Here is a 14,666-nt window from a genome sequence, read left to right on the forward strand (position 1 = left end):
TCTCAGGCAGCCCGCGTGGCGACCACGAGTCGGCACCGCGGGCTGCCGTCGGGGCGCCGGCCGAGCTCCGGCAGGGCGTACAGCTGCACGTCGAAGCCCGTACGCATCAGCTCCGCACGTACGTCGGCGAGGCGGAACGTCCGGTAGTACATGACGAAGCTCGGCCGCCACAGTGCATTGCGGACCCGCATCGCCACGTCGAAAGCCAGCAGCGTCCAGTAGCCGCGCGACCCCGGTCGCGGCGGAGCCCCGATCGGGAAGACGAACCGGCCACCGGGCCGCAGAACGGAGTGCACCTGCGCGAACAGCCCCGGCCGCTCCCGGGGCAGAAAATGCCCGAACGCACCGAAGCTCACCGCGAGGTCGAAGACCGGCCCGAAGGGAAGCGCCCGGGCGTCCGCACGCACCCACTCGGTGCGCGGCGCGCCCGCGGTCACCGGCTCACCGGCGCGGCCCTCGGCGAGCATGCCCGCGCTCAGGTCGATCCCGGTGACCCGCTCCCGGCACACCTGCCGCAGTACGTCCATGCCCGCCCCGGTCCCGCAGCACAGGTCGAGGCCCCTCTCGAACGGCCCGAGCCTCCGCAGCACCCGAGACACGGGCGTCAGCACCGCTTCGGGGGTCCGGAACGGCGTGTGGTCGAATTTCGGCGCGAGCAGGTCATAGCCGCGCTCGACGGAGGACAGCGCCTGCACGGCGAGTTCACGGACGGTGGGACCCTGAGGTGCGAACATTGCCCTCAGCATAGAACCGGTCCGCACCATGCCGCATCGGCCGCGCCGTGTGGTACCGTGCGAACGGAACGCATGTGTGCTTGCCGCATTTTCGGCGCCGGTGCTTAATTTCCCTTGTATTGCGTATTGCGTATTGCTTGCGCACCGCTGTCGCGCCCGTCCTTCTCGACCGGCGATCCAGCACCGAAAGTTCCACACCCGCAGTTCCGTGATGCGGCTCCGATGTGGTTCCGATGCGGCTCCACTTTCCCTTTCCGGCCGCGGGCCTTCTGCCCGCCTGCGGGGCGTGATCTCACCGCCCTTTGCTGCCGGATTCCCCTCCCACAACGGCCCCTGTAGGAAGGTCCCGAGAGGACATCATGACGACTGATACCCATGTCGGCACGCCCACCATGAACGTTTCCCGTTCCGCTGCCGTCCCCCTTGAACAGCCTGCTGCCACAGCCTCGGCGCAACCCGCCGTCTCGGTGGCCGGAGTCCTGGATATCGCGAACGACCGGCAGGAATTCGGGTTTCTTCGCGCGGAGGGCTGCCTTGCCTCGCCCGTCGACGTCCGGGTGCCCGCGGCGTTGATCCGGGGTGCGGGCCTGCGCAAAGGCGATTTCGTCGTAGGGACGTGCAACCGGCCGCGCTTGCTCGCGCGGCTCGAATCGGTCAACGGACGCCGGCCGGACGCCTTGCGCGGGCGGCCGCATTTCCGTGACCTCACGCCGCTGCACCCGCGGCACCGTATGCGCCTCGAAAGGCCGAGCGGCGGCCTGACACCGCGCGTCGTCGATCTGATCGCACCGATCGGCAAGGGACAACGGGGGCTGATCGTGGCCCCGCCGAAAACGGGAAAGACGGTCCTGCTGCAACAACTCGCGGCCGCCGTCGCCGAGAACCACCCCGCATCCTCGTTGATGGTCGTGCTGATCGACGAACGACCGGAGGAAGTCACCGACATGCGCCGTTCGGTACGCGGAGAGGTGCTCGCCTCGACCTTCGACCGGCCGGCGAAAGAGCACATCGCCCTCGCCGAACTGGCAGTGGAACGCGCCAAACGACTCGTCGAGCAGGGCCAGGACGTCGTCCTGCTCCTCGACTCCCTCACCCGCCTGTGCCGGGCGCACAACAACGCCGCCATGTCGGGCGGCCGCACGCTGAGCGGAGGTGTGGACGCCGCCGCGCTCCTCGGCCCCAAGAAGCTCTTCGGCGCGGCACGTCTCGCGGAAGAGGGCGGTTCGCTGACCATTCTCGCCACGGCGCTGGTGGAGACCGGTTCCCGGGCCGACGATTACTTCTTCGAGGAATTGAAGAGCACCGGCAATATGGAACTCCGTCTGGACCGCGCACTCGCCGGCAAGCGGCTCTACCCGGCGGTCAATGTCACCGCCTCGGGCACCCGCCGCGAGGAACTATTGCTTCCGGAAGCCGAGTTGACCGCCACACGCCGACTCCGGCGCGCCTTCCGGACCGGGGACGGACAGACGAGTCTGGAGTCTCTGCTCGACAAGGTCCGGCGCACGCCCGACAATGCGACGTTTCTGCGTCAGGTGCAGCTCACCGCCCCGGGCGGGTGAACGGCGCCCGGTCAGTAGTAGCCCTTCTTGCCGTCGAGAAGCTCCCGGATGGCATCCATATGCCCTGCGTGGCGGGCGGTCTCCTCGATCATATGGAACATGATCCACCGCAGACTCGCGGCAGAATCACGGAATTCGGGATGCTTGCCCACATCGTCGAGCGAATGCGCGGAAACGATCTCGTCCGATACCGCGCATTGCCGTGTGTACTCGTCGAGGAGCTGGGGGAGCGGGGTCCCGTCGACCCGCATATCGGCGGCCTCGGGACCGTCGTCGAATTGCGGTCCCACGGCGGGCCGGCCGAGGAGGACGACCTCGAACCAGCAGTGTTCGACCCACCGCATATGGGAGACGAGACCCGCCATCGACATATGGGGTGAGGTCGGCAGGACGGAGCGGTGGGTGTCGGCGTCCGACAACCCCTCGCATTTCCAGTGGATGATCGCGCGCTGCATGCCGAGCCAACCGAGAAGCTGGGTCCGCTCGTCAGCGTCGTAAGGAGGGCGAAGGCGAGAAGGAGGCATAAGCGCTGACGCTATACCGGCCTACGATGCCGCGCACGGCGGTTTTCAGGCGTGGAAGCGGCCCCCGGGATGCCACCCGGGGGCCGCTTCGGGGCGGCAGATGCCGCGAGTCGTCCGACGCCCCGAACTACCGTGCGCCGAGAGGGCGTCAGTCGCTCACGCAGGGGTTGCCGAAGGCGGGGTTGAGGAGCCCGATGACGCTGATGGTGTTGCCGCAGACATGGACCGGAATATGGATGGGTGCCTGGATGACGTTGCCGGACACGATGCCGGGTGAGTTGACGGCGGCCGACTGGGCGCCGCTGTCGGCGGTGGCCATACCTGCCGTGCCGAGGACGACGGCGCAGGCGCCCGCGGTCGCGAGGGCAGTCTTGATCCGGTGAGCCATCGATCAGTCTCCTTAACTGGTGGAAGAACTACGGCACATGACGCTGCGACACCCCCGTGGGGCACGCTGCGCCACGGCTGTGAGCCGCCCGTACAAGGCTGTCGTTCCCCACCGGCTCCCGTTCCAGAGACAGCGGACACGAAGAGCAGACGTTTAGGTGATATGGCTGTCGGTGTTGACTGTCGTTCCCGGTTGCATCAAGCAGGCGCCGCCGGCAGGACGTGAGCGCCGGTTTTGTCGGTGCTCAGGCACAGGGAGCAGACCACCGCGGCATGGCGGTGACAGGCGGCGAGGTCCGGGCGCTCGAACTCCTGTCGGCAGACATGGCACTCGTACAGGGCCGAACTGGGGTTGCCGTCCGGGTCCAGCAGCGGAGCGTCGATGCCGTCGGTGGTGCGCCGCAGATAGAACCGGCCCTTCGTCAGGACGGCCATCAACGGGGTGAGGACGAAGGCGATCAGGGCTGCCGCGACGGGTGAGTACGGCTGGAGCGTGTCACCCAGGGCGTGGAAGTACATGGCGATCGACAGGCCGGAAGCCGCGGTGAAGGCCACCACTCCCACCGGGTTGACCGCGTAGAGCATCCCGCGGCGGAACTCGGGGGCCTGCGGGGAGAGTTTGAGGAGGTACTTGTTGACGATGATGTCGGTGGCGACGGTGACGATCCAGGCGATGGCGCAATTGGAGTAGAAGCCCAGGATGCTGTTGAGGAAGCTGAACATGTCCGCCTCCATCAGCGTCAGTGCGAACGCCAGATTGGCGAGCACGAACACCATCCGGCCCGGATAGCGCTTGGTGACCCGGGTGAAGGAGTTCGTCCACGCCAGCGAACCGGAGTAGGCATTGGTGACGTTGATCTTGATCTGGCTGATCACGACCAGCACCACGGCCAGCGGGACGACCAGCCAGGACGGCATCATGGCCGTGAAGGCGCCGGTGAACTGCTGGATGGGCTCGGTGGCCGAGGCCGCGCCCACCTCGGCGAGGATGTAGACGGCCAGGAAGACACCGATGGCCTGCTTGAGCGCGCCGAGCACGACCCATCCGGGGCCCGCCATCACCACGGCCGTCCACCAGGCGCGCCGGTTCTGCGCGGTCCTGGGCGGCATGAAGCGCAGATAGTCGACCTGTTCGCCGATCTGCGCGATCAGCGACAGACACACACCCGCGCCCAGCAGCACCGAGGCGGCGTTGATCCCGCCGTCGCCGTGGGAGCCCTTGTACGTGAGGAAGGTGTGCACCGTTCCGGGGTCGGTGGCGACCAGATAGAGCAGCGGTCCCACCATCAGCAGCAGCCAGATCGGGGTCGTCCAGACCTGAAGCTTGCTCAGCGCCTTCATCCCGAAGATGACCAGGGGAATCACCATGCAGGTCGACAGCACATAGCCCAGCCACAGGGGCAGCCCGAAGCCCAGCTTCAGGCCCTGCGCCATGATCGAGCCTTCGAGGGCGAAGAAGATGAAGGTGAAGCTGGCGAAGATGACGCTGGTCAGGACCGAGCCGTAATAGCCGAAGCCCGAACCCCGGGTGATCAGGTCCAGGTCGATGTTGTAGCGCGCCGCGTAGTAGGCGAGGGGGAAGCCGGTGACGAAGATGACCACCGCGGCGAGGAGGATCGCGGCCAGTGCGTTCCCGGTGCCGTGCGTCAGGCCGATGCCCGCACCGATCGAGAAGTCGGCCATGTACGCGATGCCGCCCAGCGCGGTGGTCGCCACGACCATCGGTGTCCAACGGCGGTAGCTGCGCGGGGCGAACCGGAGGGTGTAGTCCTCCAGGGTCTCGTCGGTGGCTTTGCCGACGGGTGCCTCGGCGGGCGGGGGCCGATGGCTGCTGTCGGGGACTGTCAGTTGTGGCTCGACGCTCATGCCGGACCTCCTGAGGGTGCAGTGGGAACGCGACGCCCGTGCACGCCCACGGCAGGGGCGGCCGTGTCACGCGTGCGGGCGTGGGCAAGCGGGAGTGCGGTGATGCGCACGAGGGGGACCGGACCCGTACGGTGTGGTGCCGGACCAACCCGATCGGGGCCTGTGTCCATGGCGGGACAGTAGGGAGCCCGTGTTTCCCGCAACGTCTTCCCAGATGAAGCAGACGTTTCCACGGTGTCCGGAGGGTGGTGCGGAAGGCGGTGGAAGTGTGGGGTCTCGCGGCTCGTGACCCAGGGCGTGGCACTGACCAGCGGGTTCTTGGGCCGTCTCTCCGGTGACCGGGTGCTCGTGCCTCAGGACGGGGACAGTGGGCAGTTCCGCACGCCCGCTTCCGGAGTCATGACGGCCGGGCGGCGATCTGCCGGCGAGCGGACTCCCGGATCTCCTCGAACTTCTGGAAGGCCAACTGCTCCGGAACATGGTCTTCCCGCACGATGTATACGCCGTTGGCGTCGTGCCCGGCGTCGTGCCCGGCGTCGTGCTGGTTCGGCTCAGTGCATGAAGGGGCGGTTCGGCATCACCGTGCGCACAACCGGTCCCATGCCGATTGGCTCTCCTCGTCCGCGGCGCGGTAGATGACCAACCGCTGGTCCGGATCTTGAAGTGGCATCAGCACTTCGAAATGCACCGCGATCACACCGGCCTCAGGATGCCGGAGCACCTTGCGCCCGCGGCCGTTGACCTTGATGTCCCGCTCGGCCCACCAGCGCGCGAAGTCCTCGTCACGAGCGGCGAATTCGGCGATGAGGTCGCTCAGCGCCCGATCCTCCGGATGCGCGGCCCACGCGGCGCGCAGGTGGGCGATCCCCTCCCGTACGACGCGTTCGCGGTCGACATAGAACTCACGTATCTCCGGATGCATCAGGCACAGCCACATCGCATTGCGCTGCGACGGCGGCAGGGTGTCGAAATCCAGGAGCAGCCTCGCCATTTCGCCGTTCCAGGCCAGGATGTCGTAGCGGTGGTTCATCAGCATGGCCGGCAGCGGCGACAGGTCGGTGACCAGCCGGGCCAGCTGCGGCGCCGCGGTGGTGGCGGGCTTGTCGGCGTTGCGGGGGCGCTGCTGGGCCAGGTTGAACAGGTAGGCGCGTTCGTCGGGGGCCAGGCGCAGCGCCCGGGCCAGCGCCTCCACCACGTTCGCCGAGGGGCGCAGCCCGCGGCCCTGTTCCAGCCGCACGATGTAGTCGATGCTGACCCCGGCCAGTTCGGCGACCTCTTCGCGGCGCAAACCCGGGGTGCGCCGGGCCTGTTGACGTGACGGCAGGGCGAAATCGTGCGGGTCCAGACGTTCGCGCCGGGCCCGCAGGAACGCGGCCAGCTCCTGTGTCGCGTCCACGGTGCGGGTCATCATGTGCGATCCAACAGCCAGGGTAGGACTGGCATTCCCAGGAACGTCTCTCCCTTATCCCGGGCGCGCGGCGGTCACAGGCTTGTTGTCGACACCGGATCACAAGCACAGGAGGACACGATGTCGCTCACCCTCGACACCTACCGGCTGCTGGGCCGCTCCGGGCTGCGGGTCTCACCGCTGGCGCTGGGCGCGGCGACCTTCGGCACCGAGTGGGGCTGGGGCGCCGAGCGGGACGAGGCGCGCAAGCTGTTCGACCTCTACGTCGAGCGCGGCGGCAATTTCATCGACACCGCCAGCACCTACACCAATGGCAGCTCCGAGCTCCTGCTGGGCGAATTCACCCGCGACCATCGCGAAAGCCTGGTGCTGGCGACGAAGTACACGACGCTGCGCCGGCCCGGCGATCCGAATTCCGGGGGCTCTCACCGCAAGAGCCTGTTCGCGTCGGTGGAGGCCAGTCTGCGACAGCTGCATACGGACTACATCGATCTGCTCTACCTGCACGTCTGGGATTTCACGACTCCGGTCGAGGAGATCCTGCGCGGCATGGACGATCTGGTCCGGCAGGGCAAGGTCTTGTACGTGGCGATGTCCAACGTCCCGGCCTGGCAGGTGTCGCGGATGCAGGCGATCGCCGACCTGCGCGGCTGGTCGTCGCTTGTCGCGTTGCAGATCGAATACAGCCTGATCGAGCGCACCGGGGAACGTGACCTGATCCCCATGGCACGCGAGATGGGGCTGGGGGTGATGCCGTACTCACCGCTGGCCGGCGGGGTGCTCACCGGCAAGTACAGCCGTGACGACCTGACCGCGACGGACGGGGCAGCCGACGACGGCACCCGCAGGAGTGTCACCCTCGTCAACGGCACACTCACCGAACGTAACTTCGCCCTCGTGGACGTCGTGAAGGAGGTCGCCACGGAGCTGGGCCGCACACCCGCCCAGGTCGGCCTTGCCTGGACCTTGCAGAACCCGGGCGTGACGGCACCGATCATCGGCGCCCGCACCCCCGCGCAGCTGGAGGACAATCTGGGTGCCCTGGAGGTCGACTTCACCGCCTCCCAACTGGCCCGCCTCGACGAGGCCAGTGCGATCGGACTCGGCATCCCGCACGATCTGCTCGCCGGCGACTTCGGCCGTACGGTGACCCGCGGCGATCTGAAGCTCGAAACCCGCCGCTGATACCCGATCGAGCGCCGGGGGCGGCGCTACCGTCGCCCTCGGGGCGATCATCGGCACGCCTCTGCCGTGGATCTGCGACCTGATCAGGAGATGATGAGGAGGCGATCCACGTCCGTGAACTGCGCATCACCGCAGGACCGCTGGAGGCCGACGCGGTGATGTGACCGGCTTCCACCCGCCGCCGCTGCCGCCGGCAGCGGTTCCCGCGATGCGGGACGATCTCCGAAACCCCTCCTCACGCGACAGGAGTCACCCATGACAGCGGACCGCCACGGTCACCTGATGAGCGGAACCGGCGCCGAGGCCCGTACCCACTACGAACAGGCTCTGGACGACCTGCTGTTCTTCCGGCCCCAGGTCGCAAAGAGCGCACAGTCCGTACTGGCGGCCTCGCCGCGGTCGGTGATGGGCCAGACCCTCGCCGCTTATCTGGGGGTGCTGGGAACGGAGGAGAAGGATGCGTCCGAGGCCCGGGAGCACTTCGTCCGCTTCCGCTCCGGCCTGGACGCCGACGGGCTGACACCCCGGGAACGTATGCATCTCGCCGCCGCAACGGCATGGCTGGACGGCGACCTGCACGGTGCCGGCCGCATCCTCGGTGACCTCACCGTCGCCTTCCCGCGCGATGCGCTGGCGCTCTTCGCGGGGCATCAGCACGACTTCCTCACCGGGGACGCCCAGCGCCTCCGGGACCGCGTCGGCGGAGCACTGCACGCCTGGGACGAGGACGACCCGCACCACGGACCACTGCTCGGCATGTATGCGTTCGGCCTGGAGGAGTCGGGCCATTACGAACGGGCGGAGGAGGTCGGCCTGGCGGCCCTTGCGCAGCATCCCGGCGACGTATGGGGCATCCACGGCGTGGTGCACACCTACGAGATGCGGGGACGCTTCACGGACGGGATCCGCTTCCTCGACGCCCGTACGGACGACTGGGCCCAGGGCAGCCTGCTCACCGTGCACAACTGGTGGCACTACGCCCTCTACACACTGGAACGGGGAGACCTCGCCGGGGTGCTGGAGATCTATGACTCCGCGCTGCACCACGAGGGTTCGGCGGGGGTGGCGATGGAACTGCTGGACGCCGCGGCCCTGTTGTGGCGGCTGTATCTGGCAGAGGACGAACAGAGCGCACGGTGGGCCCGGCTCGCCGACGCCTGGGAGAGCCGCCAGGACGGTCCGCACTACGCCTTCAACGACGCACATGCGGTCATGGCCTATGTCGGGGCAGGCCGCGTCGCCCAGGCACAGCGCCTGGTCCGGGAGCGGGAAGGCTGGGTGGCGGCGGAGCCCGGCGTGTCCAACCACGGCATGACGGCCGAGATCGGGCTGCCCGTCTGCCGCGCACTGATCGCCTACGGCCGGCAGGACTACGGCCGGGCCGTCGATCTGCTGCTGCCCGTCCGTCACCGCCTGCACAGCTTCGGTGGCAGTCACGCCCAGCGGGACGCGATCCAGCGGACCCTCGTGGAGGCGGCCATCCGGGCGGACCGCGCCGACCTGGCGCGGACGCTGCTCAGCGAGCGGATCCAGCTGCGCCCGGTCTGCCCGTACAACTGGTCGGCCACGGCCCGGCTCGAGGAACGGCACGGCGACCCGGCCCGCGCCGCGGCCGCCCGCGAACGCGCCGGCGCACAGGCGTCGACGTGAGTGGTCCCCTCAGTGGCGCCCCACGAGAAGGTCCGCGTGATCGACGGCCGGTGAGGCGTCGGGCGAGGTGAACTCCGGGTCGGGTTCGAGGAAGCGGATGGCGACGGCGGTGGCGAGGTGCAGGGCGGCGAAGACCCACACGATGCCTTCGACGCCGACCGGGCCGAGGGCGACGGCGACGATGGCCGGGCCCGCGAAGGTGCTCGCTCCGGCGCCCAGGTTGAGGGCGGACATGGCCTGCCCCTTGTGCCGTGGCGCCAGCGCGGGGACCAGGGCCGAGATCGGTACGTAGCCGGCGAGGGCGATGCCGTAGAGCGCGGCGGCCACCGCCGCTGCGCCGAAGTGCGGGCCGGCCACGACCGGTACGTAGTAGAGCGCCAGACAGGTCACGGCGCAGGCCACGGCCCCGAACCAGGTCATCGTGCGCTGCCATCCGAGGCGGTCGCCGACGGCGCCGAAGAACAGGTTGGCGAAGATGTTCGCGGCGAACATCACGCTGAGCAGACGCAGCCAGGCCGAGGTGCTGAAGCCGACCGTCTCGGTGAAGAAGAACGGCAGACAGACCAGGAAACCGAACTGCGAACCGGTGCTGAAGACGCGCACCGCGGCGCCGACGGCCACCCGCGGGCGCCGCCGCATGATCGAGATGCTGCCCGCCAGCGTGGCGAGCGCACGCCCGCCGTCCGGCGCGAGTCCGGTCCGGCCGGTGGGCTCGCGCACCAGCAGCAGGGCGAGCAGGCCGCCGAGTGCCACCAGGCCGAGGGCGATCCAGAGGGTGTCGTAGGTGCCGACCAGCGGGATCGTGGTGCCGGCGACCAGCGAGCCGAGGGTGGGCAGGCCGCCCGTGAAGGCGAACCAGTACCAGCCGACCGCCGTACCCAGCCGGTGCGGCGGCGTCGCCGCGGTGACCCACACCAGGAACCCGTAGGCGAACAAGGGGTACCCGAACCCGCGCAGTCCGTAGATGAGCAGCAGCAGCCAATAGTTCATGGCCGGCAGTGCCACGGTCAGCATGAGCACTTGGAAGACGAGCCAGATGGCGAAGCCGGCCGTCATGACCCGCCGTGGCCCCCACAGGTCCGAGAGGGCTCCCGAGAGCCAGGCGCCGACGGCGACCGTGATGCCGTAGACCGCGATGATCACTGCCGCGTCCGCCTTGGCCAGACCATGGTCGGCCAGATACTTCGAGAAGAAGCCGGTCTCCACGCCGTCGCCCGTCATGAACAGCAGGACTCCCACGAATCCCCAGGTCAGAGCCGGGGGTATGCCCAGACGGGCGGAGCGCGAGCGGCCGGTCGGCGGGGGAGCGGCGACCGGTGGCCGCACCGGTCGGGGGTGAGTGGAGCTGCGCATGGACTCTCCAAGGGGGCTGATCTTGAACCGGGTGAGCAAGGGGAGGGACACACCGGCGCAGACGTCGGCTGGCGGTGAGTCCGCGCAAAGTCTTCTCGCATTTTGTGCGAAGTCAAGACTCCTCTGATAAAAAAAGAGGCGGTACCGTGCTGAAACCCAAGGGCGCGCCGGTCCGGAGCCGGATCGCGCCACGCCCCGCCCCATCCCCGCCCCCGAGGGAGCCGTGAGCCCGCCATGACCGTCACATCCGGGATTCCCGCCACCATGCGTGCCGCCGTACTGCACGGACCCGGGCAGCTGAGCATCGAAGAACGCCCCGTGCCCGCCCCCGGCCCGGGAGAGGTCCTGGTCCGTGTCGAGGCGGTCGGGACCTGCGGCTCGGATGTGCACTACTACCGGCACGGACGCATCGGCGACTTCGTCGTACGGGAGCCGCTCGTGCTGGGACACGAGGCGGCCGGCACGGTGGTCGCCTGCGGGCCGGGGGCCGACGCCCGCCGGATGGGCAAGCGCGTCTCCATCGAACCCGGCACACCCTGCGGCAGCTGCGGTGAATGCCGTCCGGGCCGCTACAACCTGTGCCCGGACATGCGCTTCCTCGCCACGCCGCCGGTCGACGGCGCCTTCTGCGAATACCTGGCCGTGCACCAGGACTTCGCCCACGAGGTCCCCGATTCCCTCACCGTCGAGGAGGCCGCGCTGCTGGAACCGCTGTCCGTGGCCGTCTGGGCCTGCCGCAAGGCCCGCGTCGCCCCCGGAGACCGCGTTCTGATCACCGGCGCCGGGCCCATCGGCCTGGTCGCCGCCCAGACCGCACGGGCCTACGGCGCGCGGGAGGTGCTGGTCACCGACGTCGTCCCGCACCGCCTCGAACTCGCCCGGGCCACCGGCGCCACCGCCGTCGATGTCTCCCGCACCCCGCTGTCCGCGGCGGACTACACGCCCACCGTCCTGCTGGAGTGCTCCGGCGTTCCCGCGGTGAGCGGCGAGGCGATCCGTACCGTGGGCCGGGCCGGCCGGGTGGTGCTCATCGGCATGGGCGGCGCCGAGGTGCCCCTGCCCGTGAGCCGGGTGCAGAACTACGAGCTGGAAGTCACCGGTACCTTCCGCTACGCCCACACCTGGCCCGCCGCGACGGCCCTGGTGGAGGCGGGAGCGGTCCGGCTCGACTCCCTGGTCTCGCACGGTTACGGTCTTGCCGAGGCTGAGAGCGCACTGACCGTTGCCACCCACGACGTGACTGCCGTGAAGGCCGTCATCTATCCGCAGCGGTAGGCGCGCCGCCGCTGTCCGACCGGAAAGGGGCGGCCCCGATGGCTTCCACACGGTCGTCGCTGGCCGAGGTCGACCGGCGACGGCAGGACGTACTGGCTCATGTCGTCGAGCACGGAGAAGTGCGCATCGACGACCTCGCCAGACGCTTCGGGGTCAGCCTCGCGACCATGCACCGCGACCTGGACCAGCTCGCCGAACGCCGGCTGCTGCGCAAGGAACGCGGCCGGGCCGCGCCGTTCCCGTCCCTCACCATGGAGACCGCCACCCGCTTCCGGATCGGTGTGAACCGCGCGGTGAAGGAGGCGCTGTGTGCCGCCGTCGCCGACGAGATCCGGCCCGGCGGCACCGTCGTGCTGGACGACTCGACCACGGTCTTCCCCCTCGCGGCCCGCATCGCGCGGACCGAAGCGGTCACCGTGGTCACCAACTCCCTCGGTGTGGCCCGGCTGTTCGACGAGACACCGGGGGCCGATGTCACTCTCCTCGGCGGCCGCTACCGGGGTGAGTTCGGCTCCTGTGTCGGCCCCGACGTGCTGCGCGCCCTCGGCCGTATCCACGCCGACCTCGCGGTGATGTCGGCGGTGTCCGTCCTCAGCGGCCGGCTCTTCCACCCGATCCGCGATTACGCCGAGATCAAGGAAGCCGTGCTGGACTGTGCCCAGCGGTCGCTGCTGCTGGTGGACCACACCAAGTTCGGCAAGACCGCCACGCACGCCTACAGCGACATCGCCCGCTACGACCGGGTCGTCACCGACCGGGGCGTGCCGGCCGAGGAGCTGGCCGAACTGGGCCGCAGGGGCGTGAGCGTCGAGGTGGTCGACGCCTGACGGCTCGCCGCGGCGCCTCCCGCCGGGAGTGCGTCGGGCGTGCCCCGAGGCTCACTCCGGCAGCGGCGACGGCGCCCCCGTATCGGGGGCGAGCAGGCCCGCCAGCACCCGGCGGACCACCCGCTCCAACAGGGCCCGGGCATCCCGCGCCGGGTCGGCCGCCGCCTGCCCGGCCAGTGCCTCCGCGAGCAGCGGATGTGCACCCCGCCGGGCCGCCGTCGTGAGGTAGGCGGCCTGCGCCGCCTGACGGGCAGTGGGTGCCCGGCGGCTGTGCAGCGCCGCACGGGAGAGCATCGCGACCAGCGCGCTCAGCACGCCGACGGCCTCCAGTTTGGCCTGGCCCGTCATCCGTAGCGGAGCCAGGGCGCCGAGGGCGTATTCGAGGTAGTCCAGGCCGCACGGGCCCACCCGCATCGCCTCCGGCGTCACCTCCAGCAGCCAGGGATGCCGGAGATGGACCTGCTGGGTACGGGCGGCCAACGCCACCAGGTCCGTCACCGGATCCCCGGTCAGGGCCACGGTGAGGTCGATCCCGCCGGTCGCGGCGTCCACCATGAGATCCACCAGATCGTCCCGGCCGGCGACATACCGGTAGAGGGACGCCGGGCCGGTGCCCAGCTCCTTGGCCACCTGCCGTACGGACACGGCCGTCAGCCCGTCCGCATCGGCCAGGCGGATCGCGGCGCGAGTGATCTGCCCGCGGCTGCGCTCGGGCGCGGGCCCTCGCGCTCCCCGCTCGGGGCGCTCCCACACCGTCCCGGGTTCCTCGGCCACTGCCCTCACCTACGCCTCTCCGTCATCCGGCGGCTATGCTAATAACTGCGAACACCGATCGCAGTATTGAGGGGGCGTCATGACCACCTGGACTCCCGTCCGCTGGGCTCGCAACGGCGACATCGAGCTGGCCCACGACCGGTTGACGGAACAACAGGGCGGTGAACCACTGCTGTTGGTGACCGGACTCGGCGTCTCCCGGCTCTGGTGGCCCGGCGGCCTCGCCGAGGCGCTGGCCGCGCAGGGCTTCGCGGTGGCCCGATACGACCAGCGCGACGGGGGAGAGTCGACCCACCTGCCGCCGACCGCGACCGGCAACCCCCTCACCGCGCTCTTCCGCAAACGCGGCGAGTCCTACACCGCCGAGGACATGGCCGACGACGCCATCGCCGTGCTGGATGCGCTGGGTTGGGACTCGGCCCATCTGTTCGGCCAGTCGCTCGGGGGCGCGGTCGCGCAGCGCATCGCACTGCGTCATCCCCGGCGGGTACGGACCCTGACATCGGTGTCGGCCGTTCCCGGTGACGTCGCGGGCCTGGGCACCCTGCGCTACATCCGGCTGGGGACGCTCGGCAAGCTCGCCCGGATGCGCTTCCCCGCCACTCCCGAAGGCAACATCGAGGCCGGGCTCGCCCTCGTCCGCCTCCTGCACTCACCCGCCCATCCGCTCGACGAGCAGGCCACCAGGGACATGATCACCGGTCTCGCCGATGCGGGGAGCCACGACCGGCACGGCCAGAGCCGTCAGATCGGCGCCCAATGGCACGGTCCCGCCATCAGCCGGATCAAGGTGCCGACACTGGTCCTGCACGGCGCGGACGATCCCCTCGTCAAACCGGCCGCGGGCCGCGCCGTCGCCGCCCGCATCCCCGGTGCGCAGTTCGTCTCGCTGCCGGGGGTCGGCCATGACCTCCCGGAACCCGTCTGGAAGGACGTCGCCCTGCGGGTGCGCCGCCTGGCCGACCGGAAGGACACTGGGGGCATCGGGCGAACCGAGCGTGGCGGTGAGGGGCCCCGTCCGGAAGGCTCCGACTGATCAACAACTTCGATTTCGCGACAACTTGGCCCCGCCATCGGCCGAAAGTCGACGGACGGACAACGCCTCCGCAACCCCGGCCGTC

13 protein-coding genes are annotated in these 14,666 nt (G+C 69.7%); 6 read left to right on the plus strand and 7 right to left on the minus strand.

Going from position 1 to position 14,666, the window contains the following annotated elements:
* Window positions 1-2: 2 nt before the first annotated feature.
* Window positions 3-734 carry a class I SAM-dependent methyltransferase gene (locus M8I34_RS34065; protein WP_250056292.1) on the minus strand — a complete coding sequence of 244 codons (732 nt, stop codon included), beginning with the start codon at window positions 732-734 and terminating at the stop codon, window positions 3-5.
* A 392-nt stretch (window positions 735-1,126) separates the two neighbouring features.
* Here M8I34_RS34065 and rho point away from each other — a divergent pair, with 392 nt between their 5' ends.
* On the plus strand, window positions 1,127-2,296 hold the full coding sequence (gene rho, locus M8I34_RS34070; protein WP_250056375.1) for a transcription termination factor Rho: 1,170 nt from the start codon (window positions 1,127-1,129) through the stop codon (window positions 2,294-2,296).
* A gap of 11 nt (window positions 2,297-2,307) precedes the next feature.
* Here the strand turns inward: rho and M8I34_RS34075 are convergent, their stop codons facing one another.
* The 4 genes from M8I34_RS34075 to M8I34_RS34090 all read right to left on the minus strand — a co-directional run bounded on the left by M8I34_RS34075 (window position 2,308) and on the right by M8I34_RS34090 (window position 6,484).
* Complete coding sequence (locus M8I34_RS34075) at window positions 2,308-2,820, minus strand: DinB family protein (protein ID WP_250056293.1); 513 nt, start codon at window positions 2,818-2,820, stop codon at window positions 2,308-2,310.
* Window positions 2,821-2,968: 148 nt separating this feature from the next.
* Complete coding sequence (locus M8I34_RS34080; protein WP_030983175.1) at window positions 2,969-3,208, minus strand: chaplin; 240 nt, start codon at window positions 3,206-3,208, stop codon at window positions 2,969-2,971.
* A 197-nt stretch (window positions 3,209-3,405) separates the two neighbouring features.
* Entirely contained in the window at window positions 3,406-5,073 is a 1,668-nt protein-coding gene (locus tag M8I34_RS34085; RefSeq protein ID WP_250056296.1) for a cytosine permease, read from the minus strand.
* Between the two features lie 577 nt (window positions 5,074-5,650).
* A complete protein-coding gene (locus M8I34_RS34090; RefSeq protein WP_250056298.1) occupies window positions 5,651-6,484 on the minus strand; it encodes a helix-turn-helix transcriptional regulator in 834 nt (277 codons plus the stop codon).
* Window positions 6,485-6,601: 117 nt separating this feature from the next.
* On the opposite strand from M8I34_RS34090, the gene M8I34_RS34095 reads away from it, so the two are divergent.
* Both M8I34_RS34095 and M8I34_RS34100 read left to right on the plus strand, forming a co-directional pair.
* Entirely contained in the window at window positions 6,602-7,666 is a 1,065-nt protein-coding gene (locus M8I34_RS34095; RefSeq protein ID WP_250056300.1) for an aldo/keto reductase, read from the plus strand.
* A 255-nt stretch (window positions 7,667-7,921) separates the two neighbouring features.
* Window positions 7,922-9,316 carry a tetratricopeptide repeat protein gene (locus M8I34_RS34100; protein WP_250056302.1) on the plus strand — a complete coding sequence of 465 codons (1,395 nt, stop codon included), beginning with the start codon at window positions 7,922-7,924 and terminating at the stop codon, window positions 9,314-9,316.
* A gap of 9 nt (window positions 9,317-9,325) precedes the next feature.
* Here M8I34_RS34100 and M8I34_RS34105 read toward each other — a convergent pair whose 3' ends face one another.
* Window positions 9,326-10,669: an MFS transporter gene (locus tag M8I34_RS34105; protein WP_250056304.1), complete on the minus strand. Its 1,344-nt coding sequence runs from the start codon at window positions 10,667-10,669 to the stop codon at window positions 9,326-9,328.
* Between the two features lie 234 nt (window positions 10,670-10,903).
* On the opposite strand from M8I34_RS34105, the gene M8I34_RS34110 reads away from it, so the two are divergent.
* Both M8I34_RS34110 and M8I34_RS34115 read left to right on the plus strand, forming a co-directional pair.
* Window positions 10,904-11,944 carry an NAD(P)-dependent alcohol dehydrogenase gene (locus M8I34_RS34110; protein WP_250056306.1) on the plus strand — a complete coding sequence of 347 codons (1,041 nt, stop codon included), beginning with the start codon at window positions 10,904-10,906 and terminating at the stop codon, window positions 11,942-11,944.
* A 38-nt stretch (window positions 11,945-11,982) separates the two neighbouring features.
* Complete coding sequence (locus M8I34_RS34115; protein WP_250056308.1) at window positions 11,983-12,771, plus strand: DeoR/GlpR family DNA-binding transcription regulator; 789 nt, start codon at window positions 11,983-11,985, stop codon at window positions 12,769-12,771.
* A gap of 51 nt (window positions 12,772-12,822) precedes the next feature.
* Here the strand turns inward: M8I34_RS34115 and M8I34_RS34120 are convergent, their stop codons facing one another.
* Complete coding sequence (locus M8I34_RS34120) at window positions 12,823-13,545, minus strand: TetR/AcrR family transcriptional regulator (protein WP_250056310.1); 723 nt, start codon at window positions 13,543-13,545, stop codon at window positions 12,823-12,825.
* 79 nt (window positions 13,546-13,624) lie between these two features.
* Here M8I34_RS34120 and M8I34_RS34125 point away from each other — a divergent pair, with 79 nt between their 5' ends.
* Entirely contained in the window at window positions 13,625-14,581 is a 957-nt protein-coding gene (locus tag M8I34_RS34125) for an alpha/beta fold hydrolase (protein WP_250056312.1), read from the plus strand.
* Window positions 14,582-14,666 lie beyond the last annotated feature (85 nt).

This window comes from Streptomyces sp. MCA2 (assembly GCF_023544705.1).
In the GTDB taxonomy this organism is placed as follows: domain Bacteria; phylum Actinomycetota; class Actinomycetes; order Streptomycetales; family Streptomycetaceae; genus Streptomyces; species Streptomyces decoyicus.

What these genes read in the sequence shown, in the direction of transcription:
- M8I34_RS34065 (WP_250056292.1), bottom strand. Translation starts at nt 734, where the DNA reads ATGTTCGCACCTCAGGGTCCCACCGTCCGTGAACTCGCCGTGCAGGCG.
- rho (WP_250056375.1), top strand. Translation starts at nt 1,127, where the DNA reads ATGAACGTTTCCCGTTCCGCTGCCGTCCCCCTTGAACAGCCTGCTGCC.
- M8I34_RS34075 (WP_250056293.1), bottom strand. Translation starts at nt 2,820, where the DNA reads ATGCCTCCTTCTCGCCTTCGCCCTCCTTACGACGCTGACGAGCGGACC.
- M8I34_RS34080 (WP_030983175.1), bottom strand. Translation starts at nt 3,208, where the DNA reads ATGGCTCACCGGATCAAGACTGCCCTCGCGACCGCGGGCGCCTGCGCC.
- M8I34_RS34085 (WP_250056296.1), bottom strand. Translation starts at nt 5,073, where the DNA reads ATGAGCGTCGAGCCACAACTGACAGTCCCCGACAGCAGCCATCGGCCC.
- M8I34_RS34090 (WP_250056298.1), bottom strand. Translation starts at nt 6,484, where the DNA reads ATGATGACCCGCACCGTGGACGCGACACAGGAGCTGGCCGCGTTCCTG.
- M8I34_RS34095 (WP_250056300.1), top strand. Translation starts at nt 6,602, where the DNA reads ATGTCGCTCACCCTCGACACCTACCGGCTGCTGGGCCGCTCCGGGCTG.
- M8I34_RS34100 (WP_250056302.1), top strand. Translation starts at nt 7,922, where the DNA reads ATGACAGCGGACCGCCACGGTCACCTGATGAGCGGAACCGGCGCCGAG.
- M8I34_RS34105 (WP_250056304.1), bottom strand. Translation starts at nt 10,669, where the DNA reads ATGCGCAGCTCCACTCACCCCCGACCGGTGCGGCCACCGGTCGCCGCT.
- M8I34_RS34110 (WP_250056306.1), top strand. Translation starts at nt 10,904, where the DNA reads ATGACCGTCACATCCGGGATTCCCGCCACCATGCGTGCCGCCGTACTG.
- M8I34_RS34115 (WP_250056308.1), top strand. Translation starts at nt 11,983, where the DNA reads ATGGCTTCCACACGGTCGTCGCTGGCCGAGGTCGACCGGCGACGGCAG.
- M8I34_RS34125 (WP_250056312.1), top strand. Translation starts at nt 13,625, where the DNA reads ATGACCACCTGGACTCCCGTCCGCTGGGCTCGCAACGGCGACATCGAG.